We start from the raw sequence: 26,234 nt of genomic DNA on the forward strand, positions 1-26,234 counted from the left end.
CCCCATCGCGTCCTCGCCTGCTCGCGGGGCCGCTCACGGCGCCGCCGTCCCACACGGGGATCGGCGGGCTCATTGTGTGGACACCTATTCCTTGACCTGTCCGGGCAGGTCCCAAATCTGCGCGTGGACGCCAGCCAGGCTGGCGTCCGGAACCGGGTGCAGGTCGAAAACGACGACCTCGTTCACCCCGACCTTGAGAAAGCTCTCCGGCACGAACAGGGTGCGTTGCGGCCCGACCGACCAATGGCGGCCGAGGTTATGGCCGTTGACCCAGGCGTAGCCTTTGCCCCAGCCACGCATGTCGAGGAAGGTGTAACCGGCCTCCTTGATCTCGAACGTGCCGCGGTGGAAGGCGGGGCCGTCGCCCGTCATGCCAGCCCGGAACGCCAGGCCGTCCAGGTCGTCCAACGGCAGCCCCTCGTGGGTCCAGCCCTGCAAAGGCTGGCCCTCCAGCGTCACCCCGCCGATAAGGCCCTTCTGGTCCCGGCCGATGCGCTGGCCATAATTGACGTGCCCCATGGTGTCGATCAGGACCTCCAGGCTGTCCCCCGCCTGGACGGACAGGGTGATTTCCCGCTCGTTCAGGCGCCGGTCCAGCACGCCGACGCGGCGGCCGTTGACCGACACCACGGCATAATCGCGAACCTCGCCGATGCGCAGGGTGCCCTTGGCGGCCTTGGCGAACCGGTGGCGATAGCGCATGAGCCCATGGCTTTGGCCCAGCGATTCCAGCGTGCGGGGGACCGACGCCGCCACCGGCCTGCCGAACAGGGGCATGACCGCCGCCGTCTCCGTCAGTCGGAAGCGGGGGATTTCCAGCGCCTTCTGCGGCGCCGGCAGGGGGGCGAACCGCTCCGCCGGCAGGTAGCGCCTCACCACCTCCAGCACCGCGCTGAATTTCGGCGTGGGGCGCCCGGCCTCATCGAACAGGGCGTCATAGTCATAGCTGGAGATGTCGGGCTGATAGGTTTCGGTCTTGCGATCGAAGTTGGCGCCGGCATCGAACCCGAACGACGTGCCGCCATGCGCCATGTAGAAGCTGACCGAGATTTGGCGGTCCAGCATCCATGTCAGGCTGTCGAGCAAGGGCGGCGCCGGCATCGCGGAATGCACCTCGCCGAAATGATCGAACCATCCGCCCCACAGTTCGGTGCAGATGCGGGGACCGGACGGCTTGAACGCGGCGTAGCGCTTGAACTCCTCCTCCGCCTTGTCCGTGGTACCGAAGTTGACACCGTTGATCAGCGACGGCAGGGCGCCCTTCTCAATGACCGACGCGCCGTCCACCGTGTACAGCGCGCCATCGAAGCCCGCCGACCGGATCTGGTCGCGCACGGCCTCCATATAGGCGCGGTCCTGACCGAAGGAGCCGTATTCATTCTCCACCTGGGTCATCAGGACCGGCCCGCCCTTGTCGATCTCCAGATGGGCGACTTCCTGCCCCAGCCGCTTCAGCCAGCGGCCGGACAGGTTCATATAGGTGGGGTCCAGCGACCGGGCCTTGACGCTTTCGTCGGGGAAAACCCAGGCGGGCAGCGCGCCGCCGTCCCATTCCGCGCAGGCATAGGGCCCGACGCGCAGCAGGACGTGCAGGCCCTCCTCCTGCGCCAGGGCCAGCCAGGCGGACAGGTCCAGGTTGCCGGTGAAGTCATACCGCCCCGGCGCCTTTTCATGGGCGTTCCAGAAGACGTAGGCGCTAAGCGTGTTCAGGCCCAGGCTCTTCAGCTTGCGCAGGCGGTCGCGCCAGTCCGCGCGGGCGATGCGGGGGTAGTGCAGTTCCCCGGCCAGGATCTGCAGGGGCTGGCCGTCCAGCAGGAAGTGGTCGCCGCTGGTGGTGAACCGGCTGGTGCCGGCCCGTGCGCCCGTGAAGGGCGCCATGGCGGCAGCGGTGACACCGGCGGCGCCGGCCAGGAAGGTTCTGCGGGGGATCATGGCTGTCCGGTTCAAGAGGTCCTGGGGAGGCGCCGGTCAGGCGTCGGCATGCGTGTCCTGTTCACTCAGCGCAGGGGCGCGCGCAGCAGCGCCGGCTTGCGGGCCAGCAGGTCGATCATCAGTTCGCCGAACAGGGTGTTGGCCCAGGCGAACCAGGATCGGGTGAAATGGGTGGGATCATCCTGGTCGAACGCCTCATGCATGAAGCCGGTGCCGGCGTGCGTGGTCTTCAGCCAGCCCAGGCACTGGCGGATCTCCGCGTCGTCGTCGCTGGTCAGGGCGCGGACGATGATGGCCATGGGCCAGATCATGCGCAGGCCCTCATGCGGACCGCCGACGCCTTCGGCGGCGGTGCCCTGGAAGAAATAGGGGTTGTCGCCGCTCCATACCCGCGCCCGGGTGCGGCGGTACAGGGGATCATCGGCAGCGCAGCAGCCCAGGTAGGGCAGGCCCAGCAGGCTGGGCACGTTGGCGTCGTCCATGAACAGGCGGTTGCCGAAGCCGTCGACCTCATAGGCCCAGATGTCCTGGCCGGCTGCGTCGGACAGACGGCCATGGGCATGCACCGCGGCCTCCACCTCCACCGCCAGGGCCAGCGCGTCCTGGGCCAGCGCTTCCTCCCCACCCACGGCGCGCCAGAGGGGCACCAGCAGGCGGAGGGCTGTGACCGCGAACAGGTTGCCGGGGATGTTAAAGGCATACAGGCAGGCGTCGTCCGAGGGGCGGAACATGGCGTGGATCATGCCCACCTTGCGCGTGGGGAAGCCGTAGCCGTCCAACGCCAAGGTTTCCGTCGGCGTCTCCGCCTTGCGCTGAAAGCGATAGGGGCCGGGGCCGTCCTTGCGTTGCTGCTGGCGGAAGGTGGCCACCACCAGGCGCATGGCCGCCCGCCATTCCTCATCGAAGGGCGCCACATCCCCCGTGGCCCGCCAATAGCCATGGGCCAGGCGGATGGGATAGCACAGGCTGTCGATCTCCCACTTCCGCTCCGCGACGCCGGGCTTCATCTCCGTCAGGTCGCCCACGGCCCATTTGTTGGGGGTGGTGCCCTTGGGGTCCGGCAGGAAGGCGTTGGCGTAGGGGTCGATCAGGATGCAGCGCGCCTGGCGATGGATCAGGCCCTGGAACACTTGGCGCAAAACGGCGTCGTTCCTGGCCAGCGGCAGGTAAGGCCACACCTGGGCGGAGCTGTCGCGCAGCCACAGGCATTCGATGTCGCCGGTGATGACGAAGCTGTCGGCCTTGCCATCCAGCCGCCCCAGTTCCACCGTCGTGTCCAGGGTGTTGGGGAAGCAGTTCTCGAACAGCCAGGCCAGCTCCGGATCCGCGATGGCGGCCTTCACCCGCGCCAACTCCCGCTCCACCGCCGGGCTGGACACCTTGCGTTGGGCCGGCGGCGGGCGCCGGCTGGCAAGGGGGGCGGCATGGGTGCGCTTTGCCGGCAGGGCTCCTGCCAAAACGCCACCCGCCAGACCCCACAGCGTGTCACGACGGCTGATCATCCCGCGTCCCTCATTTCGGCCCCGTTCATTTTGGCAGGGCCTGGCGACCCTGGATGTCGACCGTCTTCTCGATGCCCGGGGTGAAGTCCGGCTGGCCGCCACCCACGAAAACCTGATAGCGCCCCGCCTCCACCGTGCGGTTACCGGCGGCGTCCACGCCACCGATGTCCCGGGGCTGCACCTGGAAGGTCACGCGCTTGCTCTCCCCCGGTTCCAGGTGCACGCGCTGGAACCCAGCCAGCAGGCGGCGCGGCGCCAGGGGGCCGGACGGCGGCGTGACATACAGCTGCGCCACCTCCTCACCCGGATGGTCGCCTACGTTCCTGACCGTGACGCTGGCCGTCAGCGGCTGGCCGGCCGGCAGATCGGTCGCGGACAGCGTCAGATCGTCATAGGCGTAGCGGGTGTAGCTGAGGCCGAAGCCGAAGGGGTACAGCGGCGTGCCCTCGAAATAGCGGTAGGTGCGCCCGGCCATGGCATAGTCAACGAACGGCGGCAGGTCGCGGACGGAGCGGTAGAAGGTCACCGGCAGGCGGCCCGAGGGGTTGTTGCTGCCCGTCAGCGTCTCGGCGAGCGCCCGGCCGCCGCGCTCCCCCGGGTACCAGGCGGCCAGCACGGCGTCGGCATGATCCTGCGCCCAGGTCAGGGCCACGGCGCTGCCGGACATCAGCACCACGACCAAAGGCTTGCCGGTCGTGGCCAGGGCCTCCAGCAATTGGCGTTGCGGCAGGGGCAGACCGATATCGGTGCGGTCGCCGCCATCGAAGCCCGGTACGGCGATGCCCAGTTCCTCCCCCTCCACGTCCGGCGACAGGCCGACGAAGGCGATGATGGCGTCTGCGCCTTTGGTGGCGGCCAAAGCCTCCGCCCGCTGGACCTCCGCCGGGGCCAGCCACATCAGGCGCACACCCTGGTCCTGGCCGCTGTGCACCAGCTCCAGGCGCAGGCGGTGGGGGCTGGTGCCCTCGACATGCAAGGACACCATGAGGTCACTGTCCTTGCCGGTGCCGGGGTCGTTCAGCACCAGCCGGCCGTCCAGGTACAGGCGCACGGGGTCATGCCCTTGACAGTCGAAGCAGCGGTCCATCCGCACCGCCAGGGTGTAGTCGCCTGGCCCCGGCGGTACCAGCAGGCCGGTCCAGCGCACGGCGTAGCGGCGCGCGTCCATGCCGGGAACCGGCGGCACCTTGTCCCAGTCGAAATCGACGGTGCGGTCGGTGCGGGTCAGGCGCGGTTCGCCGCTGAAATCCAGGCTGTCGAAATAGTCGCCGGTCAGGCCGGCCTCCGCCCCGCTGCCCGCCCCCGTCTTCAGCGCCGTCTCCGGCACCAGCACGGGCACGCCCTCCGCCAGGGTCGACCCTTGGGCGTAGCGGACGGTGCCCACGCCCGGGGCCATGCGCAGCGCCGCCAGGGGCGTGTAGGCTTGGACGGCGGTGCCGTGATAATTGGCCTCCAGCACGCCCAGCGCGTCGGCGTTAGGGCCAACCACTGCCAAGTTGGAGCCGGGGGCCAGCGGCAGCGCGTTGTTGCGGTTCTTCAGCAGCACGATGGATTTGCGCGCCGCCTCCAGCGCCAGGGCGCGGGCGTTCACGTCGTCGATGCGCTCCGCCCCGATGTCGGCGTAAGGGTCGGCGGCGGTGAAGGCGCCCAGCCGGGCGCGGGCGGCCATGACGCGCCGCGCCGCCTGGTCCACCGCACCCTCCGTCACCAGATGCTGGCTGACGGCGGCATTCAGGTCTGCATAGGCGTAGCGGCCGCCGCCGCCGCAGTTCAGATCAGTGCCAGCCAGCAGCGCTGCGGCGGCCGAGCCGGCATTGTCGGCGCGGTAGTGGTGGAAGCGTGTCATGTCGTCCACCGCGTCGCAGTCGGACACGACATAGCCCTTGAACCCCCAATCCCGCCGCAGCCGGCCGTTCAACAGCTCCGGATCGGCGCAGACGGGGGTGCCGTGCAGGGCGTTGTAGGCGCACATGACGGACCCCACCTGCCCTTCCGTGACGGCCGCGCGGAAGGCCGGCAGGTAGGTCGCCTCCAGATCATGGGGCGAGACGTCGACATCGAAGGCGTGGCGCCCGGCCTCCGGCCCGCTGTGCACGACGAAATGCTTGGCGGTGGCGATGGCCTTGGGATGGGCTGGATCCGGCCCCTGGATGCCCTGGATGAAGGCCACGGCCAGCCGGCCGGTCAGGTAGGGATCCTCGCCATAGGTTTCCTGCCCCCGGCCCCAGCGCGGGTCGCGGAAGATGTTGATATTGGGCGACCAGATAGTCAGGCCCTGGTAGCGGTCATGATCGGCTTTGGGGCCGGCGGCGTTGAACTTCGCCCGCGCCTCGGTAGACACGGTATCGCCCACCCGGCGCAGCAGGTCGGTGTCCCAGGTCGCGGCCAGGCCGATGGCCTGGGGGAAAACGGTGGCGTAGCCGGCACGGGCGACGCCGTGCAACCCTTCGTTCCACCATTCGTAGGCCGGCAGATCCAGGCGCGGGATGACGGGGGCTGCGCTTTGAATCTGGCCGATCTTTTCGGCCAGGGTCATGCGGTTGACCAGCACCTCGCTATCCGTCTGCGACCAAGCCCCGGTGGGCAGGACCAGGGACAGCAGCGCCGCCCCCAGCGCGAGAACCCGCCTCACGACCGCGCCCCCTTGGTGGCGCCGGCCAGGGAGCGCACGGACAGGGCCTGGCGCAGGGCGGCGATGTCGGCGGCACTGCGCACGGCCAGCGTCACCGTCTGGCCCGGCAGCAGGTCGAAGGCGTTGTCCGACAGGCTGGCGTCCCTGTCACCGAATTCCACCCAGACGCCACGCGCCAAGCGCTGCGCCTTGATCGTCAGGGTATAGCCGTCGGCGGCGGGCTGCAGGTCGGCGGTCAGCCCCGGATCCGTCAGGGCCAGGTCGATGGCATCGGCGAAATAGACGATCTCGCGCGATATCGGCTGGCCGCCCTGCAGCAGTTCTACCACCGCGACGGTGCGGGCCGGATCGGCCCCCTTCAACAGGGCGGCATCCTCGAAGGTACCGACATCCGTGCTGGACAGCGGCGCCAGGGTGACCGGCGTGGTCCGCTCCTGCCGCACGGTGCCGTCCAGATCCATGACCCGCAGGCGCCATTGCACCGCCAGCGACGCGGTCAGGTCCGACACCAAGTGGATGTCGGTCTTGCCGTTATGGCGTTGGGCCGCGGCCAGCAGCGGGGCGTAGAAGCGTCGGGCGTGGAACTGCAGCGCCTTCCACCGGCCGAAATAGTCGATGCTGGACCAGGAGGCACCCGGCCACACGTCATTCAGCTGCCAGTACAGCGAGCCCATGCTATGCGGCCGCGAGGCGCGCAGATGCTCCGCCGCCATCTGTATGCCTTCCGCCTGCATCACCTGGCTAAGGTAGACAAAGGCGGCGAAGTCTTTGGGCTCGCCATAATATTTGCGGATGTAAAACAGCAGGCGGTCATTGCCGCTGCCATTGGCGAACTTCTGGTGCGCCCGCATGACCGGCGAATTCGGGCTGGCCAGATCCTCTGCATTGGCGAAGGCGCGCACCGTGCGCATCACGGGGAAGGATTGCAGGCCGTACTCGGACTGGAAGCGCGGCGTGGTGTCCAGGTAATCCTCCAGCGGGGCGGAGCCGGACCACACCTTCCAGTAGTGCTTGTCGCCGTCGTCCATCTGGTCGGCGGGGCCGTCGAAATCGGTGCTGGGGGTGCTGGCCCAATAGGGCACGCCGCCGGCATACTTGGCGACCACGCCGCGCAGCACGTCACCAAACAGCACGGTCATGCCGGTGACGATGCGCTCCCGCTCCACCGGGGCGATGCTGTCCTTGAACGTCTGGCGGTCGGGCCAGGATTCCCAGCCGGTCTGCACCTCGTTGTTGCCGCACCAGAGGACGATGCTGGGGTGGTCGCGCAGGCGCTTCACCTGGTCCACCGCCTCGGCCCGGCTGCTCTCGCGGAAGGCCACGTCATAGGGGGTGATGGCGCCGCCGAACATGAAATCCTGCCACACCATGATGCCCATCTCGTCCGCCAGGTCGTAGAAGGCGTCGTCCTGGTAGTGGCCGCCGCCCCACATGCGCAGCATGTTCATGTTGGCGTCGCGGGCCGATTGCAGCAGGGCGCGAGCGGTTTCCGCCGGCACCCGGCTGGGGAAGCTGTCCATGGGGATCAGATTGGCGCCCTTGGCGAAGACGGGGATGCCGTTCACCACGAACTCGAAGCTCTTGCCCCACTGGTCCGGCGCGCGGCGCAGTTCCACCTGGCGCAGGCCGGTGCGCCGCGCGGAGGTCGCCACCACCTCCGCGCCATCGCTGATGGTCGCCTTGAAGGTGTAGAGGTCGGGCGCGCCATAGCCCACCGGATACCACAGGCGGGGATGGTCGATACGCACCGGCAGGCTGACTTGGTTGGTGCCGGCGTCCAGCGCCACGTCCTGGGTAACGGCGGGCAGCGCCGTGCCATCCGGCGCGGTGGGGATGACGGTCACGCGCACCGTGCCCGGCCGGTCGGCGGCGATCTCGAACTCCGCCCGCACCGCCGCCGTCTCGGTTCCCACCTTCTGCTGATCGACGTGGAAATCGGCCAGGCGAGGGCCATCCCAAGCCTCAAGCCGCACCGGCCGCCAGATGCCCAGGGTGACGTAGCGGGGACCCCAATCCCAGCCATACTGGTAGTTGGCCTTGCGCACGTAGTTGGAGGTCTGCTTGCCCACCGGCTCATCGCCGAAGGCACTGTCGAACTCGCCCGGCAAGGCATAGGGCTGCTTCAGCAACCAGGGTTGCAGCTTGGCAATGGGGGAGTGCAGCGCCACCGACAGGGTGTTGGCGCCGGGGCGCAGCGCCTGCTTCACCGGCACGCGCCAGCGGCGGAACATGTTGTCGGCCGATAGCAACGGTTTGCCGTTCACGCTGACATCGGCGAAGGTGTCCAGCCCCTCGAACACCAGGTCGACATGGTCATGGCGCAGCGTCGCCTCATCCACGGCCAGGGTGGTGCGGTAGTCCCAGTCGGCCAGGCCAATCCATTGCAGGCCCGCCTCGGCGTCACGGTAGAACGGATCGCCGATGCGGCCCAGGGCCAGAAGGTCGGTCTGCACCGCGCCAGGCACGGTGGCCGCCCGCCATTGCGTCTCTCCTCCATGCGTCTTGGCGGCCGGATCCTGCGGCGCCAGGCGGAAGGTCCAGCCTTGGTCCAGGTCCCGCGTCACCGGCGCCGCTTCGGCCAGGCCGGGCGCCATCAGCGCCAAGACGAACGCCAGGGACAGGGAGCGGTTCAGGGCGCGCGGCATGGGAAATTTCCTCTGGTGCGGCATCAGCTTAGTCATGGTTCGGCCTGCAGGCTGACACTTCCGATGGCATATAGCGGACCATGGATAGACGCGGTGTACGTCAGGCATAGGTCATGCTCCCCCGTCGTCACCGGCAGCGGGGTGGTCAGGGGGAACTGTGCCGGCGCCTTGGCCGGCGATGGCAGGGGCACGGTGGCGGCCACCGGCCCGTCGCACCCGTCCATCCTCACCACCAGCTCGCCGTTCGGCGTGGCCGCGGGATGGCTGCGCACCTTGACGGCGTCATGGGCCAAACCGTAGTTGCGCGGCAGGCGGGCCGCCTGCACCGTCAGCGCGGTGACGCCGTTCAGCCGGGCCTTGGGATAGACCCAGCAGGCATCGAACAGGTTGACGTTGAACACAGGGGCGCGGGTGGTCGCGTCCGGCGTCAGGGGAATGCGCAGGCCCATTTCGCCTTCGGGACAGGCCGACAGCTCCCCACTCTGCCGCGTGCGCAACGCATCGGCGGTCAGATCATATCGGCGGGGGGCCGCCAGCATCTGGCCGGCGTCGCTGAACACGGCCGCGTTCAGGATGGCAGGCAGGGTGAGGTGCAGCGGCGCCTCGTAGCGGGCGGACGCGGGCGTCGGCGCGCTGCCGTCGGTGGTGTAGCGGATGGTGCCGAAGCTGGTCTGGTTGGACAGGGCCACGGTGGCGGAACCGGCGGCCAACGCGGCGTTGGGCCCGCCCTCCACCGTGAAATCGACGGCGAAGGCGCTGTCGGCTGCGTCCACGCCCAGGTGACGGTAACGGGCCAGCTGCGCCGGCAAACGCCCCAGGAAATCCCGCCAATCGCGCCGATCCTTGGGCGACCACAGCCCTTCCGCCAGGGCGTCGATGCGGGGGTAGATGGCATGGGTCACATGCCACGGCGTCATCATGTATTCCGTCCAGAGGTTGCCCTGACCGCCCAGCACATGGCGCGCCTGCTCCGCATCCAGTTCCGCCGGCAGGGCGTCGTAGGCATAGATGTCCGCCAGGGTGACGATGGCCAGGCGGCCGGACGGCTCATCATTCCGCCGGCTTTGCAGGCTGTCCAGGTACAGGGTGGGCGCCGGGGACAGGATCACGTCGTGGTTCATGCGGGCGGCATCCACGGCACCCTTGGTGCCGCGCCAGGACATGATCGTGGCCGTGGGCGGGATGCCGCCTTCCAGAATCTCGTCCCAGCCGATCATGCGCCGGCCATGGGCCGCCAAATACTGGCCCACGCGCTCGATGAACCAGGTCTGCAGCGCGTTTTCATCCTTCAGGCCCAGGGCCCGCATGCGTGCCTGCACCTTGGGTGAGCCCTTCCACTCATCCTTCAGCGCCTCGTCCCCCCCGACGTGGATGTAGGTGGAGGGGAACAGCGCCATCACCTCATCCAGCACGGTCTGGATGAAGGTGAAGCTGGCCTCATCCACATTGAACAGGTAGGGGTTCACGCCCCAATCCACCGCCACGGCGGGCCGGGCACCGGTGACGCCGATCTTGGGATAGGAGGCCATGACCGCCTGGCCGTGGCCGGGCATGTCGATCTCCGGCACGATGGTGACATGCCGGGCGGCGGCATAGGCCACCAGGTCACGGATCTGATCCTGGGTGTAGAAGCCGCCATAAGGCCCCGATACGACGCCGGGCCCCGATACGACGCTGGGCGGGGTGCGCCAGGCGCCGATCTTGGTCAGCTCCGGATAATGCTTGATCTCCAGCCGCCAGCCCTGGTCGTCGGTGAGATGGAGATGCAGGCGGTTCAGCTTGTGCGCCGCCATCTGGTCAATCAGGGCCTTGACGCTGTCCAGCGGCTGGAAGTGCCGGGCCACGTCAAGCATCATGCCGCGCCAGGAAAAGCGCGGCCAGTCACGGATTTCCTGCGCCGGTATGGTCACCGGCCCTTGGTCCGCCCCAGGTGCGCCCTCCGGCGTCAGCAGTTGGGCCAGGGACATGGCGCCGTAATAGAGACCGGCCTCGTCCCGGGCGGTGATATGGGCGCCGCTGGGCGTCACCTCCAGGGTGTAACCTTCCGCCTGGGTAACCGGCGCATCGGCCTGAAGGGCCAAGGTGATCGCGGCCCCCTGCCGGGCCTCGCGCACCGTCAGGTCCAGCCCACGGACACGGCGGACCTGATCGGCCAGTTGGGCGGCGGCGAACCGGGCCTGGGCGTCGCCGGCGGGCACAGCAATGACCGCCCCCGCCGGCAGGGTGAAGGTGCCCTGCCCGGAATTGACTTGGGCCGCGAGGGGAATCAAGGGCGGCGGTGCCGTCTCCGCGGCGGATGCCATCAAGGGTACGCCCCCTTGGTCGCCCACAGCGACACCCAAGGCCATGGCCAGGATCGCCGTCGCGGTCCGCTTCCCCAGTCCCCTCACACCCGTCCCCTTTCGTGCGTCAGCGCTGCGACTTGGGCAGCTCGTCCCAGACCTTGGGATCTTCCGACCCCAGGACCCAGGAGCAGAAGCCTTCCAGGCCGTATTCCTTCACCAGGGCATAGCGGTCGTGGAAGCTGCGGGCTTCCGGCATGAACACCCATTCCCGCATCTGGTCGCGGTAGAAGTAATAGAACGCCTCATGCTCCACCGGATCCCACTGGATCTGCGCGCCATACTGCTTGGCCTGCGGGATGGACTCGTCGGCGTCGAAGTAGGCGCCGGCGATGTTGGACGCCTCGGTCCCGTCCGGCTTCACCGGGTTGTCGGTGTACCAGCGGTAGCCATAGAGCGGGATGCCCAGCGACAGCTTTTCCTTGGGAATGAACTGCAGGGCGTACTTCAGGTGCTCCATCACCCAGGGCATGCCGGCGACGGGGCCGGGCACGGTCCAGCGGGTGTGCTCGTCATAGGTCATCAGGCAGAACAGGTCGACGGCGTCGCCGATGGCCTTGTAGTCGAAGGCGCCGCGCCAGAATTCCCACATCCACTTGGAGAAGGGGCCGCGGCCGGCATGCCCCGGCGCGTTGGGCACCACGGCGATGGATAGCTTCAGGCCGGCGCCATGCAGGGCGGTCGCCGTCTGCTTGATCAGTAGGGTAAAGGCGTCGCGGTCGGTCCAGGCGATATTCTCGAAGTCGAACTGATAGCCGATCAGGCCGTGTTCCTTGGCCTGCTGCAACAGCGAGGCGATCATGGCCTTCTTGGCCGGCTCACTGGTGATCAGCTCATGGAACTTCTGCTTGTCCACCGGCGAGATGATGGGCATCACCGGCACCTTGTTCTCGTGGGCCAGCTTCAGCACATAGGGGTTGGGCTGCCCATACACCAGACCGTTCTGGTCGACGCCGTACCAGGTGGGAACCAACAGGTCGATCTTGTCGATATGCTGCTCGAACGAGTTAATCGATTTCTGGGTTTCCATCATATAGAACAAGGCGGTAGGCGCCTTAGTCCCAGTGGCGGCCCCAGTGGCGGCCCAGGCGGTGGACGCGGACCCGGCGGCCACCAGCATCAACAGGCCGGCGGCCAGCGTTCCCAACAGTCGTTTCATGACATCTCCTTCAAGGCGGCCTTGACGCCGCTCACTGCATTTCGATGCGGTAGACGTAGGCGGCGATGGCGCTCGCCGGCCGCTGCGGCAGGGTCAGGTGCAGGCCATCGGCATCCTGGCGGAAGGTCAGCGTGCCGCCTCCGGTACCCAGCAGGGTCACGGCCTTCACCTTGTCCTCCGCCTTCAGGCTGTGGATCACGGCCTCCCCTTCCGCCGGCCAGCCAAGCTCGATGGCGTAGAGCGCCCCGCCCTTGGTGGTGAAACGGAAATCCTGGGCCGTGTAGGGCTTGGTCTTGGTTTCCTGGAAGGAGCCGCTGGCCACCTCGGTCGGGCCTTCGCCGAACTGTCGCCAGGGCCGGGTGCCGTAGATGGCCTCGCCATTCACCGTCAGCCAGCCGCCCATGGCCATCAGCGTGTCCTGCGCCCCTTGAGGAATGCTGCCATCGGCGCGCGGGCCGATGTTCAGCAGCAGGTTGCCGTTCTTGGACACCACGTCGGCCAGCAGGTGGATCAGCGCCTGCGGCGATTTGTAGGTGTCGTTCTCGACGTAGCCCCAGCTGTCGTTGCTGATGGAGGTGCACGTCTGCCAGACGCGCGGCTGGATGCCCGGCAGCTGGCCACGCTCAATGTCCAGCACGCCGGCGCCTTCGGGGAAAGCGCCGATCTTGTAGTTGACGATGGCGGATCCGCCCAGCTTGGCCTGGCTGTTGTAATAATAGGCCAGGAACTTGGGCAACGTGCTTCGGAACGCCGGGTGGCTGATCCACCAGTCGAAGTAGATCAGGTCGGGGTGGTAGAGATCCACCAGCTCAGCCGACCGGGCCAGCCAGTCGCTGAGCCAGGCCTGCGATACCGGCGTGAAGTCGCCGAACACGTCGGCGTCGTCCGACCCCTTCTCCTTCACCCGCAGCTGGGCGGGTCCGTAGAAATCGGCGTAGCGTGGATCATTGACGTCTGAAGGGATCTTGCGCCCTTCGTCGAAGAACCAGTCATGCTCCGCCCGGTGGGACGACAGGCCAAGATGCAGGCCCTGGGCCCGCACCGCCCGCGCCAAGTCACCGATCAGGTCGCGCTTGGGCCCCATGCGCACCGCCGACCAGTCCGACAGCCTGGTGTCGTACATTGCGAAGCCGTCATGATGTTCCGCCACCGGCACCACGTACTGGGCACCGGCCGCCCGGAACAGGGCGGCCCAGGCGCGGGGATCGTACTTCTCCGCCTTGAACAGGGGGATGAAGTCCTTGTAGCCGAACTTGTCCTGGGGGCCGAAGGTCTTGATGTGGTGGTCGTATTCCTTGGTGCCCTTGGTGTACATGAGGCGCGAGTACCACTCGCTGCCAAAGGCAGGAACGGAATACAGGCCCCAGTGGATGAAGACACCGAACTTGGCGTCCGCATACCATTGCGGCACCTGATAGGTCTTCAGCGAGGCCCAGTCCGGCCGGAACGGGCCCTGCCCATCCCCCTGCTCCACCTGCTTCAGCTCGGCGGCGACGTCGGACACATGCTTGGCGCCGCGCTTTTCGCATTGCAGATCGATTTGCGCCGGCGACAGGGTGTCGGCGGTGGGAGCGGTCGCGGGCGCTGATGGCTGCTTGGCCGCGAGAGCCGCCCCTGCCGGAACGGACAGCGCCGTCGCCAGCAGGCCGGCCCGGATCAGGCGCCCCCCGGTCAAGCGTGAAGAGCGGCGGATCATAGCTTGGCCTCCGGTTCGGACAGGTGAGTCGGTCGGCGGGCAGTGGCGCTGCCCCGCCGCAGGGGGCGGATCTGTCAACCGCTCCATTCTGCCAAATTTTTTCTTTAATTTAAAAAAGAATGGGCCGCCGCCAAAGCGCGAGGCGACGGCCCAGGGGAGGGAGACTTACATCTTGTAGGACATGCTGACGGAGTAAACGCTGCCGTTGCGGTAGTAACCGATCGGCGCGGCCTTCGTGCCGCTGTACGAGTAGTACAACTCGTCCAGCAGGTTGGTGGCATTCACCGTCGCCTGCAGGTTCTCCGTGATGCTGTAAGTGGCGGAGAAGTCCAGCTGCATGTACGAGTCGGTCATGTTGTTCGAGTTCAAGCGACCGATGCTGGTGAAGTAGGACGAACGCCACCCCAGGCTTACACGCGCCTGCAGCGGCCCCTGCTCATAATAGGGGATGAAGTTCACTGTGTGCCGCGACAGGTACGGCATGTTCAGGCCACTGGCCGTGTCGGCGATCGCATAAGTGTAGTTGGTCTGGACACCAAACCCATAGGCGATGTTCGTCTGATAAAGGGCAGAGAAGCCCTTAACATTCGCATCAGAGAAGTTCTGAGGCGTTGTGATCGAGTAATCATGAACCAGGCCGTCGCGCTGACTGACAAGCGGGACGTTATCCTTCGTGACGCTCACGATGTACGACGAAATCTGGCGGAAGAAGAATTCGCCAGAAACCAGTGAGTCCTTATTGAAGTACCACTCCGCGGAAACGTCGTAGTTGTTCGATTCGTACGGCTTCAGGTTGGGGTTGCCACCACTGCCGTTAAAGCTGGTGTCATCCTTCGAGAAGGCGCCGGCGTAGTCGGCGTAACGCGGACGGGCAATAACCTTGGCGGCGCCGAAACGAACCACCACATCGTCCGTGGCGTCATAAGCGACGTTGAAGGACGGCAGGAAGCGGCCATAACGGTTATTCGTGGTCACCGACTGATAGCTGTTGCCGTTGTCACTGGTGTTCCAGAACTTTATATCGTCGTCACTGTGCACATAGCGCACACCCAAATTACCGCGGTAATTGGTGCCGGCAAAGTTGGCCTGCACGTACGCATTCCCATTCTTCTCGGTCACCTTATATTCGGAACCGTAATCCCGATAGTAGGTGGTGTTCAGCCCATCCAGATAGTTAACCACCGCTTCTTTGCTGATGGTGGAGAAGTGGATGAGGTCGCCGCTCGCATTCAGGTCGTCGAACACGCTGCTCGGCACCGGCGACGCGCCCAGACTGGTCAGGGAAACCGCGCCATTGGACATGGTCCGGCTGCCGTAGGCGCGGACAGTGTTCAGGTGGTCGGTGTATTTCACACCGGCCTGGACGCTGGTGATCGGACCCAAGTTGATATCATGGGTCACGTCCATCTGGCCGTAGGCCTCGGAGTCGGCATTCAGCTGAGCCGCGATACCGCCCGCTTGCCCGCCCGCAGCCCGGGTCGACAGCGCATTGCCGGACGCGGAGCCATTGGTGTAGGTGACGTTCGTGTTGGTGCCGTCATACGCAAAGCTGTACGGCGCCGACGAATAGAACGAGAGCAGATATTCGGGGTCCTTGCCACCGAAGGCGCGGGTGTAGCCGACGTCGGTGTGGACCTTCCAATCCTTGGTCGGCGTCCAGGTGCCCGCCAAGTTCAGGCGAGCGGTCTGCACCGTGGTCTGGCGATAATTCGTGTCCAGTTCGGTGTAGGCGCCATTACCCAACGTCGCGTTGGTGATCAACCCGTCCTTCACCGTGGCAGTCTGGAACGCACTCTTGCTGCCAGCCGGGTAGATAAAGCGAGATTGGCTGAAGTTGTTATAGTCGCCATGAATGTAGATACCCGACAGATCAAAATCGAGGGTGTCGGTCGGCTGGTACTGAATGGCGGCCTGCACGCCCTCGCGTTCACGGGTCTGCTGGAAGTAGGCGGCGTTGATGCCAGCCGGGTACTTGGCGGAATTAATGTCGCCGCCCGTGACGGCCACATTCGGATTGGCCGCCGTGATGTCCTTGCCGCTGCCATAACCGAAGAATTCGATACCGGCGCGCGACAAGTCTTCCTTATCGTAAGTGCCGGCGACCATCACGCCGAAGTTGCTGGCGGCGTTCTTCCAGCTGTAGAGCAGCGACCCCCGCGGATTTCCTTGCTCAGACCGCGTGTTGTACGAATAACCGACCGAGCCGCGCAGGGTGTTGGCGTCCAGATCCAGCGGCTTGCGCGTGTGGATGATGACGGTACCACCCAAGCTGCCTTCGTCGATGCGGGCTTCCGTCGACTTGTACACCTCGGCCTGGTCGATGATTTCCGGCGACAGCAGGCTGTAGTTGAAGGTGCGGCTGTTCGGGTCGTTGGGGTTGCCGCCCCAGTCGGCCGAGGCGATGCTCTGGCCGTCGACCAGGATGCGGTTCAGCGCCGGGTCCGTACCCAGGATGCTGATCTTCTCGCCTTCGCCGAACTGGTGATCGACACTGATGCCGGGCAGGTGCGACAGGGATTCCGCCACGTTGGTGTCGGGGAACTTGCCCACGCCCTCGGCCGAAATGACGTCGACGATAGCATTCGCCTCGCGCTTCACCTCGATGGAGCGCTCCAAACTCTTGCGGATACTTGTGACAACGATCTCTTGCAGATCGTCGTCAGCATTGGCATCCGCCGCGTACGCCTGGATGGATATGAACGATGTCGCCCCCACGCCCATCAGCATGGTGGTAACCAAGGCATACTTCTTAATTCCCATGATATGGTTTCCCCTGCTGCGCTTTATTTTTCTGAGTTCTGCCGATGTCTTTGATTTCGATCCGATCCGTATCGGCATTACTGCGTCGGTGTTAACGGTAACCAAAGTGCCGCAGAGCCCCGCGCTCGTCAATTTTTTTTTAATTTGCTTTCATAATTCCTCTTTTGCCCTGATGATGAGACAAACGGGCGATGGCGGAAGTGAGGAGTACCAGCAGGATGCGGGCCGGCCGGCCCATCCCGTCCGGGAAGCGGTGACAACGCCCCCGACACTGATCTACCCACCCGTTCCATTCACGATCACGGACAAGGATGGCGCCCATGGCCCCTGTGAAACCGTCCCCTTCCCCGCATCAGAACCGCGCATCCATGGTCGTCATCGGGGTTCTGTTCTTCATCTTCGGCTTCGTCACCTGGCTGAACGGGCCGCTGATCACGTTCGTGAAACTGGCGTTCACGCTGGACGACGTGAACGCCTTCCTGATCCCCATGGTCTTCTACTTGTCCTACCTGTTCCTTTCCCTGCCCTCCTCCTGGGTGCTTCGGCGGTCGGGTATGAAGAAGGGGATGGGGGCTGGGCTGTTCGTCATGGCCATCGGCGCAGCACTTTTCGGCGAATGCGCCACGATTCGGGTCTATCCCGGCGCGCTGGCCGGCCTGTTCGTCATCGGCGCCGGCCTGTCGCTGCTGCAGACGGCGGCCAATCCCTACATCAGCATCCTGGGGCCCATCGACAGCGCCGCCCAGCGCATCGCCGTCATGGGCATCTGCAACAAGGTGGCGGGTATGCTGGCGCCGGTGGCCATCGGCGCACTGGTGCTGAGCGGCATCGACACCCTGGACCAGCAGGTCAAGGCCGCCCCCACGCCGGAGGCGCGGGAGGCGCTGCTGTCGGCCTTCGCCGCCAAGATCCACCTGCCTTACCTCACCATGGCGGCGCTGCTGGCTCTGCTGGCCGTCTGGGTGGTTCGCTCCCCCCTGCCGGAAATCTCGGCCGAGTCCAATGCCGGCGGCGGCCAGTCGCGGGACAGGGACACCCCACCCCTGAGCCGCATTCCCCATCTATGGCTGGGCGTGCTGTGCCTGTTCCTTTACGTGGGGGTGGAGGTCATGGCCGGCGACGCCATCGGCACCTACGGCCATGGATTCGACCTGCCGCTGGATGAGACCAAGTTCTTCACCTCCTTCACCCTGGCCGCCATGCTGGCGGGCTATCTGGGCGGCCTGGTGCTGATTCCCCGCGTGCTGTCGCAGGAACGGTATCTGGCCCTGTCCGCGGCCCTGGGCGTGGTGCTGACCATCGCTGCCTATGCCACCCATGGCTACGCCTCCGTCGCCTGCGTGGCGGCGCTGGGCTTCGCCAACGCCATGATGTGGCCCGCCATCTTCCCGCTGGGCATCCGCGGCCTCGGGCGGCACACGGAGATCGGCTCCGCCTTCATGGTCATGGGCATCGCCGGCGGCGCCGTCCTGCCCCAGCTGTTCGTGCAGCTGAAGCAGCACTTCCCCTTCCAGGCCGTGTTCCTGGCCCTGATGGCACCGGCCTACCTCTACATCCTGTTCTTCGCCCTCTATGGCCATCGCGTCGGCCGCAAGGCCGCCATCGCGGCTCCCTCCCTCGCCTGATCCTTATCGCTTCTTCTGAAAAAGCTCATGACATCCGATCGCTACTATCTGGGCGTCGATGGCGGCGGCACCAAATGCCGTGCCCGCCTGCGCGCCCCCGACGGCACGCTGCTGGGTGAAGGCCTGGGCGGTCCCGCCAACATCCGCCTTGGCCTTGACCGGGCCTGGGCCAGCATCATGGAGGCCATCCAGGCGGCCCTGGCACAGGCTGGCCTGGACGCCGCCGCCTTTCCCCGGCTGCACGTCGGCCTGGGTCTGGCCGGCATCGTCACGGCGGCGGACAGCGTCCGCACCCGCGCCGCAGCCCCCAGATTCGCCAGCGTTTCCGCCGAAACGGACGCCCACGCCGCCTGCCTCGGCGCCTTCTCCGGCCGGGACGGCGCCATCCTGATCGCCGGCACCGGCAGCGCCGGCTATGCCCTGATCAACGGCCAAGGCCACGCCGTGGGTGGCTGGGGTTTCGAGGTCTCCGACGAAGGCAGCGGCGCCAGCATCGGCCGCGAAGCCATCCGCGTCGCCCTGCGTGCTCACGACAGCCTGGCCCCGGAAACCGGCCTGACCCGGCAAATCCGGCAGCGGCTGGGCGGCTCGCCCGCCGCTATCGTCGCCTGGGTGAACGATGCCGGCCCCGCCGATTATGGCCGCCTGGCCCCGGATGTCCTGGCGCACGCCGCCAAGGGCGACGTGGTCGCCTGTACCATCATCGCCAAGGCCGCCAAGGAGTTGGAGACCTACATCCGTCACCTGCACGCCCTGGGCGCCCCGCACCTGTGCCTGATGGGCGGGCTGTCCGCCCCGCTGACCCCGTGGCTCAGCCCTTGGGCACGGTCCCTGCTGGCCGATCCCGAGGGCGACGCTCTGGAAGGGGCCTTGCTGATGGCCCGCCTAAACATTCCCTCTCCCATCGCCAAGAGCGCCCTGCCATGACCCTTGATAACCTGATGGCTGACACCCTGATGGCCCCCCTTATGGCCAGCGAGGCCGCCGAAACCCCGGATGCCCTGCGGCGGCAGATCGATCGTTGCGCCCCCCTGTTCCAGGATCTGGGTGAGCGCCTGCGCCACCTGGCGCCACGCTTCGTCGTGACCGGCGCCCGGGGCAGCAGCGACCACGCCGCAACCTACGGCAAGTACCTGGTTGAAACCCGGCTGGGCCTGCCCGTGGCCTCCATTGGTCCGTCGGTGGTATCGCTGTACCAGACGCCGCTGCACCTGAAGGACGGACTTTACATCGCGGTGTCACAATCGGGTCGCAGCCCGGACCTGTTACGCCTGACGGAAACGGCCAAGGCCGGCGGTGCCTTGACCGTGGCCTTCGTGAATGACGAGACCTCGCCCCTGTTCCAGATGGTGGACGTGGCCATCCCGCTGTGCGCCGGCCCGGAAAAGAGCGTCGCGGCGACCAAGTCCTATCTGACCTCGCTGTTCGCCTTCCTGCAGATGGTGGCGCATTGGAAGGCGGATCCGGCCCTGCTGGCCACGGTCGCCGACGCCCCCGGCTGGTTGGAAAAGGCCATGGCGCTGGATTGGTACCCCGGCCTATCGCACCTGGCGACCGTCCGGGGTCTCTACATCATCGGCCGGGGGCTGGGTGCCGCCGCCGCCCAGGAAATGGCCCTGAAGTGCAAGGAAACCAGCCGCCTGCATGCTGACGCCTTCAGCGCGGCCGAGGTCATCCACGGCCCCCTGGCCCTGGTGGGTCCGGACTTCCCCGTCCTGGCGCTGACACAGGATGACGCGACCCTGGCGCCCACCAGCGATGCCATCCGCCGCATGGTCGGCCTGGGCGCCACCGTGCTGTCCACGGCGGGCGACATTCCGGGCGTGGTGGCGCTGCCCGCGGTGGCCGGCGTGCCGGCGGAACTGGCCCCGCTGACGGCGGTGCAAAGCTTTTACATGGGCATCCACCGCATCGCCGCCGACCGGGGCCTGAACCCCGACGTTCCCCCCAACCTGGCCAAGGTGACGGAGACGGTCTGAAATGCGCCAACTTCTGACGGGGGCCCGGCTGTTCACGGGCGACGTGCTGCTGGATGACCACGCGCTGCTGCTGGCGGGGGCCGAAATCCTGGACATCGTGCCGGCCGTCGCCAGTGTGGCGGGCGCGGCCCGGGTGCCCCTGCCCGAGGGCAGCCTGCTCGCCCCGGGCTTCATCGACACCCAGGTCAATGGCGGCGGCGGCGTACTGTTCAACGACACGCCCACCGCGGCCGGCGCGCTGGCCATCGCCGCCGCCCACCGGCGGTTCGGCACCACGGCGCTGCTGCCCACCGTCATCACCGACGACCTGAATACCATGATGGCAGCGGCGGAAGCCGCCGCCGAAGCGGCTGCCGTAGCCGGCGGCGGCATCATCGGCGTCCACCTGGAAGGTCCGTTCCTGAACCCGGAACGCCGGGGCGTGCACAAGGCGGCCCACATCCGCCGACCCAACGGCGTCGATCTGGACCGGCTGTCCGCCCTGCCCCGCCACTTCGGCGACCTGGGCCGCGTGCTGCTGACCCTGGCGCCGGAGCAGGTGGACGATGGTGACATCGCCCGCCTGGTGCGCGCCGGGATCGTGCTGGCCGGGGGGCACTCCGCCGCCAGCCATGAACGCACACAAGCAGCCTTGCGCGCCGGCCTGCGCGGTTTCACCCACCTGTTCAACGCCATGCCGCCCATCAGCAACCGGACGCCGGGCATCGCCCTGGCGGCCATGACCGCCAAGGACGCCTGGTGCGGCCTGATCGTCGATGGCGTGCATGTGCATCCCGACCTGCTGGCGCTTGCCCTGGCCGCCAAGCCCCGCGGCAAGATGATGCTGGTCACGGACGCCATGCCGCCCACCGGCACCGACGCAACCACCTTCACGCTGTATGGTGAGCGCATCCACCGGCGTGATGGGCGGCTGGTGACCGACGACGGGGTGCTGGCCGGCGCCGACATCGACATGGCGCAGGCGGTGCGCAACGCCGTGCGCCTACTGGGCGTGGAACTGGAGGAGGCGTTGCGCATGGCGTCGCTTTACCCCGCCCGCTTCCTGGGCATGGACGGGCGACTGGGGCAATTGGCCGCCGGTTTCCAAGCCGACCTGGTGCTGCTGGACGCGCAGCAGCGGGTCCTAGGCACCTGGGTCGCCGGCCAGCGGGACGGCGCGAGTGCTCCCGCCTGAGCGATCGGGGATCCGGATAGGAGCATTATATTTTATATGCTATCCTACTGTACAAATGTGCAATAAACTTTCTTCGCCCGACCGCAATTGCGTCATTGTGTCTCTGACAGCGGTGTCTCATCATCGGGTGGAATAAAGAAATTAATTTGAAAAAGGGAACCCGGCCGCATGCAGCCGCCCCTCCTCCCCCACCAGACCGAGCTTCATCCTACGCTGGGGGCCAGCCTTTCCGGCACGAATCTGGAGCGCGCCGGCGACCATAACCAGCGGGTCATGCTGCAGGCCATTCGCGTCAGCGGTCCCCTGACCCGGGCAGACTTGGGGCGAATCACCGGCCTCACGCCACCGGCCATCGCCAATATCACCCGACGCCTGCTGAACGAAAGTCTCATTCTCGAGGTCGGCCGATTGCAGGGCACGCGGGGGCAGCCCGCCATGCGCCTGGCCATCAATCCGGACGGTTGTTTCGCCATTGGGGTCAATGTCGACCGTGACCATGTGACCCTGGTGGTCCTGGACCTGCTGGGCCAGGTGCGGCACCGCGCCGTGCTGGAGGTGGACTTCCCCCTGCCCGACGCCGTCGCCGCCTTCTTCAAGTCGCAGGTGGAGGAATTGGTGGAAAGCCAGGCCTTTCCCCGCAACCGCCTCATCGGCATTGGCGTGGCGCTACCCGATGATCTGGGCCGGGTGAACCTGCCAAACCGGCCGAAGAGCTTTGAGGCGTGGAGCACGACGGACATCCCCGGCCTGTTCACCGCCACCCTGCCCCTGCCGGTGTTCATCGAAAACGACGCGGCGGCGGCGGCCTTGGGGGAACTGCAGTTCGGCTACGGCCTGCGCGACCTGAGTTTTTTCTACGTGCTGATCAACCAGGGCCTGGGCGGCGGAATCGTCATCGACGGGCAGTACTTCAGGGGGGCCCAGGGCCGTAGCGGCGAATTGGGTTTTCTGCCCATCACCTCCCCCCGTACGCCGGCACGGACGTTGGAGGAGGCGGTGTCACTCTCGGCCCTGTGCGCCTATCTGGCCGCCCGGGGCCGCGCCGTCACGCGGCCGGAACAGCTGCTGGATCTCGACACCGTGGGCCAGCAGCTACTGAACGATTGGCTGGACCTGGCCGCCGAGTTGCTGACCACACCCATTGTGGCAGTCAGTTGCCTGGTGAACCCAGAGGCGGTGTTCTTCGGCGGCCGCCTGCCGGCCCCGCTGATCGACCGCCTGGCCCAGATGATCAATGACCGCCTGTGGGCGCACTCAGGCGCCATCCCCGTCATCGTTCCCGTCCGCCGCGCGGCCACGGCCGTTGACGCGCCGGCGGTGGGGGCGGCCTTGTTGCCCTTCAATGACCGTCTGCTGCCATCCCGGACCACTCTCATGAAAACGGCAGCCGACTGACTGTATTAATTATTTCATTTTGCCTTTTTAATGGGTATGGTTTGTTTAGGGAGACATCCGAAGGCCTCGAGCAAGGGAGGGGGCCCGGACAGCGCACCATTCCCCCATCCGTTACCAGACGGCCTGCGAGAGGGCTTACGCATGATTCAAATCGGGGTCGATTTCGGCGGCACGAAGATCGAGGCCGCCGCCCTGGATCTCAACGGCCGCTTCCTGTCGCGGCTGCGCGAACCCAATCCGGGCAGCTATGACGCCGCCATCGCCACCATCTGCCGTCTGATCCAAAAGGTGGAGGCGCAGGCGGGCACGCAGGGCACCGTGGGGATCGGCGTCCCAGGCTCGATTTCCCCCCAGACCGGCCTCATGCGCAACGCCAATTCGGTTTGGCTGAACGGTCGCGTCTTTCACAGCGATGTCGCCGCCGCCCTGGGCCGTGAGGTCAGGGTCGCCAATGACGCCAACTGCCTGGCCCTGTCCGAGGCCGTGGACGGCGCCGCCGCCGGCGCGCGCATCGCCTTCGCCGTCATCCTCGGCACCGGCTGCGGCAGCGGCCTCGTGATCGATGGCCGTCTGATCGAGGGCGCCAATGGACTGGCCGGGGAATTGGGCCATATCTCCTTGCCTTGGCCCAAGGCGGATGAGGTGCCGGCGCCCGACTGCTGGTGCGGCAACAAGGGCTGCCTGGAAACCTGGGTGTCCGGCACCGGCTTGAGCCGGGAGTTCCGGGCGGTCACCGGCCGCAAGTTGGATGCCGAAACCATCATCCAGAGCATGCGCCGCAACGAGCCGGATGCCGTCGCCGCCTTTGATCGCTTCATCGACCGGCTAGGCCGCGGCCTGGCCGTGGTCAGCAACATCGTCGATCCGGACGTCTTCGTCTTCGGCGGTGGCCTGTCTAACGTCACCGAAATCTACGACCGGCTGGCCGGCGCCATCCGGCCCTATCTCTTCACCGATGTCTGGGAAGCGAAACTGGTCCCGGCCCGGTGGGGTGATTCCTCCGGCGTGCGCGGCGCCGCCCGACTGTGGGAACGCACGCTGTAATGCTGCCCCCTCGGCTCTGGGCCGCGGTGGTCATGGCCGCCATGGCCGCTGCCGTGTCACCCATCGCAGAGGCCGCATCTCCCCTGGACTTGTCGGCGGCTGTGGTCGTGGCCCCTGGGGTCGAGGGACCGGAGGCCGCCGCCATCGACATGCTGGTGGATGAGGTCCGCAAGCGTACCGGCATTGCCTTGTCCCAGGTGCCAGTGGCACCCGACACGCCGGCGCGCATCGTCATCACGCATGCGGTTGGTAAACCGGAAGGCTATCGCCTCACGACCCGACAGCAGGGACAGCGGATCGTGCTGACGATCGCCGGCAACGATAGCCGGGGCGTGCTGTTTGGCATCGGGCACCTGCTGCGCACCCTGTCGATGACCCCGGGCCACATCGTCCTGGACCAACCGCTGAACCTGTCCACCAGCCCGAACCAACCGGTACGCGGCCACCAGATCGGCTACCGCTACAAGAACAACACCTATGACGCCTGGACGCTGCCGCAATTCGAGCAGCAGATCCGCGACCTGGCGGTGTTCGGCGCCAACGCCGTCCAGCTGATCGCCCCGGCGTCGGACGACGCGCCCAGCAGCCCTCTGTTCCCCGCGCCGGCCCTGGAAACCACCCTGGGCATCGCCCGTCTGCTGGACAAGTACGGCCTGGATTGCGACCTGTTTTACCCGGAAATGCGCCAGGACTATGCAGATCCGGCCACGGTGGCGGCGGAGCTGGCGGCGTTCGAGGATCTGGTGCGGCGCTTCCCCCACCTGCACGCCGTCTACGTCCCGGGCGGCGACCCGGGCCATACGCCACCGGACCTGCTATTCCCCCTGCTGGAGCGGCAGGCGCGGATCCTGCGGCGGTATCACCCCGGGGCCCAGCTGTGGGTATCGGGCCAGGGATTTGACGAGGCGCACTACGAAGCCTTCTACCGCCTGCTGGCGCGGCGCCCCGCCTGGCTGACCGGGGTGTTTTTCGGCCCGCAGTCGCGCGATCCGTTGCCCGTGCAGCGCGGCCGCATTCCCCGGCGCTATCCCATCCAGTTTTATCCTGACATCGGCCACACCCTGCACGCCCAGTTCCCCGTGCCGCACTGGGATTCGGCCTTCGCCCTGCTGGAGGGGCGGGAGCCCATCAACCCCCGCCCCCGGGATGAAACCCTCATCTTCCGCCACTTCGCCAGCCTGACGGCCGGGTTCGTGACCTATTCGGAAGGGGTGAACGACGATGTCAACAAGGTGCTGTGGACGCGCCTGGGCTGGAACGCCGCCACCCCGCCGGAAGAGACGCTGCGCGACTACGCCCACTATTCCCTGGGCGGGGCGGAAGGAGACCAACTGGCCGCCCTGATTCTGGCGCTGGAGCGCAACTGGTCAGGCCCCATCAAGGACAACAGCGGTATCGCCGCCACGCTGCAGGGCTTCCAGGGCCTGAAGGAACGTTCCGGCCTGAAGGACAACTGGCGCTTCGAGTCCCTGCTCTACCGTGCCACCTACGATGCTTACGCCCAGGCGCGGGCCCGGGCGGAGGCGCGGCGCGAGGCCAAGGCCCTGGACGCCCTGGCCCAGGCACCCGCCCGGGACAGCCGCGACGCCATGGCGGCGGCGACCGCCGCCCTCGCCCAACCTGACGATGCCGAAACCGGCCGGCTGCGCGACCAGCTGTTCGACCTGGCCGGCCGCCTTTACGCGCATGTGGGATTGCAGTTGAGCGTTCCCCGCTACGGCGCCTCGGGCGTCGAGCGGGGCGCCAACCTGGACCGGGTGGACACCAGCCTGAACGACCGTGTCTGGTTGACACGGCGCTTCGCGGACATCGCCGAACTGCCGGATGAGATGACGCGCCAGGCGCGCCTGGCCGAGATCGTCACCTGGCGGCACCCGGTACCGGGCAGCCTGTACGATGACCTGGGGAACCCGGAGCAAGAGCCGCACCTGGTGCGGGGCAAGGCCTACGGCCAGGATCCGGAACTGTACGACAGCGCCATCGACGGCATCGCCGACCGGACCCCGGATGACGGCTGGCGCCTGTCCTGGATCACCTATGCCGAGACGCTGTATGAGCGCCCCATCCACCTGCGGTACCAGCGGCTGGATCCCAAGCGCCATTACACCCTGCGCGTCACCTATGCGGGCGAGGATTACGCCCTGCCCATGCGCCTGACGGCCAACGGTGGCATCGAGATCCATGCGGCCCTGCCCAGGCCGGCGAACCCGGCGACCCTGGATTTCGACATTCCCCAACAGGCCACCCGCAACGGCCGGCTGGACCTGGAATGGACGCGGCCCCCAGGCCTGGGCGGCAGCGGACGGGGACACCAGGTGGCCGAGGCCTGGCTGATCCCCCGGCCCTGAG

At 67.0% G+C, this 26,234-nt stretch carries 15 protein-coding genes; 7 read left to right on the forward strand and 8 right to left on the reverse strand.

Annotated elements, in window-relative coordinates:
* Nucleotides 1-84: 84 nt before the first annotated feature.
* The 8 genes from P5F91_RS20055 to P5F91_RS20090 form a co-directional block, all read right to left on the reverse strand.
* The gene (locus P5F91_RS20055) at nt 85-1,932 is read right to left on the reverse strand and encodes a glycoside hydrolase family 35 protein (RefSeq protein ID WP_277908073.1); all 1,848 of its coding nucleotides are present in this window, start codon (nt 1,930-1,932) and stop codon (nt 85-87) included.
* Nucleotides 1,933-1,997: 65 nt separating this feature from the next.
* Complete coding sequence (locus P5F91_RS20060) at nt 1,998-3,434, reverse strand: glycoside hydrolase family 125 protein (protein ID WP_277908074.1); 1,437 nt, start codon at nt 3,432-3,434, stop codon at nt 1,998-2,000.
* Between the two features lie 25 nt (nt 3,435-3,459).
* The gene (locus P5F91_RS20065; protein WP_277908075.1) at nt 3,460-6,066 is read right to left on the reverse strand and encodes a glycoside hydrolase family 3 protein; all 2,607 of its coding nucleotides are present in this window, start codon (nt 6,064-6,066) and stop codon (nt 3,460-3,462) included.
* Nucleotides 6,063-8,711: a beta-mannosidase gene (locus P5F91_RS20070; protein WP_277908076.1), complete on the reverse strand. Its 2,649-nt coding sequence runs from the start codon at nt 8,709-8,711 to the stop codon at nt 6,063-6,065. The genes P5F91_RS20065 and P5F91_RS20070 overlap by 4 nt, the downstream gene beginning before the upstream one ends.
* Before the next feature lie 32 nt (nt 8,712-8,743).
* Nucleotides 8,744-11,014, reverse strand: coding sequence for a family 20 glycosylhydrolase (locus P5F91_RS20075; protein ID WP_277908077.1), 2,271 nt, complete (start codon nt 11,012-11,014; stop codon nt 8,744-8,746).
* Nucleotides 11,015-11,120: 106 nt separating this feature from the next.
* On the reverse strand, nt 11,121-12,212 hold the full coding sequence (locus P5F91_RS20080; protein ID WP_277908078.1) for a glycosyl hydrolase family 18 protein: 1,092 nt from the start codon (nt 12,210-12,212) through the stop codon (nt 11,121-11,123).
* Between the two features lie 31 nt (nt 12,213-12,243).
* Nucleotides 12,244-13,908 carry an alpha-L-fucosidase gene (locus tag P5F91_RS20085; RefSeq protein WP_277908079.1) on the reverse strand — a complete coding sequence of 555 codons (1,665 nt, stop codon included), beginning with the start codon at nt 13,906-13,908 and terminating at the stop codon, nt 12,244-12,246.
* A 165-nt stretch (nt 13,909-14,073) separates the two neighbouring features.
* A complete protein-coding gene (locus P5F91_RS20090) occupies nt 14,074-16,668 on the reverse strand; it encodes a TonB-dependent receptor (protein WP_246134466.1) in 2,595 nt (864 codons plus the stop codon).
* A gap of 320 nt (nt 16,669-16,988) precedes the next feature.
* On the opposite strand from P5F91_RS20090, the gene P5F91_RS20095 reads away from it, so the two are divergent.
* The 7 genes from P5F91_RS20095 (at nt 16,989) to P5F91_RS20125 (ending at nt 26,233) form a co-directional block, all read left to right on the forward strand.
* Complete coding sequence (locus tag P5F91_RS20095) at nt 16,989-18,293, forward strand: sugar MFS transporter (RefSeq protein ID WP_277908080.1); 1,305 nt, start codon at nt 16,989-16,991, stop codon at nt 18,291-18,293.
* Nucleotides 18,294-18,320: 27 nt separating this feature from the next.
* Complete coding sequence (locus P5F91_RS20100; protein ID WP_277908081.1) at nt 18,321-19,220, forward strand: glucosamine kinase nucleotide-binding domain-containing protein; 900 nt, start codon at nt 18,321-18,323, stop codon at nt 19,218-19,220.
* A complete protein-coding gene (locus P5F91_RS20105; protein WP_277908082.1) occupies nt 19,217-20,272 on the forward strand; it encodes an SIS domain-containing protein in 1,056 nt (351 codons plus the stop codon). Before P5F91_RS20100 ends, P5F91_RS20105 begins: the two co-directional genes overlap by 4 nt.
* 1 nt (nt 20,273) lies before the next feature.
* Nucleotides 20,274-21,446 carry an N-acetylglucosamine-6-phosphate deacetylase gene (gene nagA / locus P5F91_RS20110; RefSeq protein WP_277908083.1) on the forward strand — a complete coding sequence of 391 codons (1,173 nt, stop codon included), beginning with the start codon at nt 20,274-20,276 and terminating at the stop codon, nt 21,444-21,446.
* Between the two features lie 168 nt (nt 21,447-21,614).
* Complete coding sequence (locus tag P5F91_RS20115) at nt 21,615-22,841, forward strand: ROK family transcriptional regulator (RefSeq protein ID WP_277908084.1); 1,227 nt, start codon at nt 21,615-21,617, stop codon at nt 22,839-22,841.
* Nucleotides 22,842-22,982: 141 nt separating this feature from the next.
* A complete protein-coding gene (locus tag P5F91_RS20120; protein ID WP_145611841.1) occupies nt 22,983-23,885 on the forward strand; it encodes an ROK family protein in 903 nt (300 codons plus the stop codon).
* Nucleotides 23,885-26,233 (forward strand): hypothetical protein, encoded by a 2,349-nt coding sequence (locus tag P5F91_RS20125; RefSeq protein WP_211106981.1) that lies wholly within the window; start codon nt 23,885-23,887, stop codon nt 26,231-26,233. The genes P5F91_RS20120 and P5F91_RS20125 overlap by 1 nt, the downstream gene beginning before the upstream one ends.
* Nucleotide 26,234 lies beyond the last annotated feature (1 nt).

Source organism: Nitrospirillum amazonense (assembly GCF_029594735.1).
GTDB lineage: Bacteria > Pseudomonadota > Alphaproteobacteria > Azospirillales > Azospirillaceae > Nitrospirillum > Nitrospirillum amazonense.

Bases quoted from the DNA above. Each gene is read 5' to 3' on its own strand.
- P5F91_RS20055 (WP_277908073.1), bottom strand. From the start codon at position 1,932: ATGATCCCCCGCAGAACCTTCCTGGCCGGCGCCGCCGGTGTCACCGCT.
- P5F91_RS20060 (WP_277908074.1), bottom strand. From the start codon at position 3,434: ATGATCAGCCGTCGTGACACGCTGTGGGGTCTGGCGGGTGGCGTTTTG.
- P5F91_RS20070 (WP_277908076.1), bottom strand. From the start codon at position 8,711: ATGCCGCGCGCCCTGAACCGCTCCCTGTCCCTGGCGTTCGTCTTGGCG.
- P5F91_RS20075 (WP_277908077.1), bottom strand. From the start codon at position 11,014: ATGGCATCCGCCGCGGAGACGGCACCGCCGCCCTTGATTCCCCTCGCG.
- P5F91_RS20080 (WP_277908078.1), bottom strand. From the start codon at position 12,212: ATGAAACGACTGTTGGGAACGCTGGCCGCCGGCCTGTTGATGCTGGTG.
- P5F91_RS20085 (WP_277908079.1), bottom strand. From the start codon at position 13,908: ATGATCCGCCGCTCTTCACGCTTGACCGGGGGGCGCCTGATCCGGGCC.
- P5F91_RS20090 (WP_246134466.1), bottom strand. From the start codon at position 16,668: ATGGGAATTAAGAAGTATGCCTTGGTTACCACCATGCTGATGGGCGTG.
- P5F91_RS20095 (WP_277908080.1), top strand. From the start codon at position 16,989: ATGGCCCCTGTGAAACCGTCCCCTTCCCCGCATCAGAACCGCGCATCC.
- P5F91_RS20100 (WP_277908081.1), top strand. From the start codon at position 18,321: ATGACATCCGATCGCTACTATCTGGGCGTCGATGGCGGCGGCACCAAA.
- P5F91_RS20105 (WP_277908082.1), top strand. From the start codon at position 19,217: ATGACCCTTGATAACCTGATGGCTGACACCCTGATGGCCCCCCTTATG.
- nagA (WP_277908083.1), top strand. From the start codon at position 20,274: ATGCGCCAACTTCTGACGGGGGCCCGGCTGTTCACGGGCGACGTGCTG.
- P5F91_RS20115 (WP_277908084.1), top strand. From the start codon at position 21,615: ATGCAGCCGCCCCTCCTCCCCCACCAGACCGAGCTTCATCCTACGCTG.
- P5F91_RS20120 (WP_145611841.1), top strand. From the start codon at position 22,983: ATGATTCAAATCGGGGTCGATTTCGGCGGCACGAAGATCGAGGCCGCC.
- P5F91_RS20125 (WP_211106981.1), top strand. From the start codon at position 23,885: ATGCTGCCCCCTCGGCTCTGGGCCGCGGTGGTCATGGCCGCCATGGCC.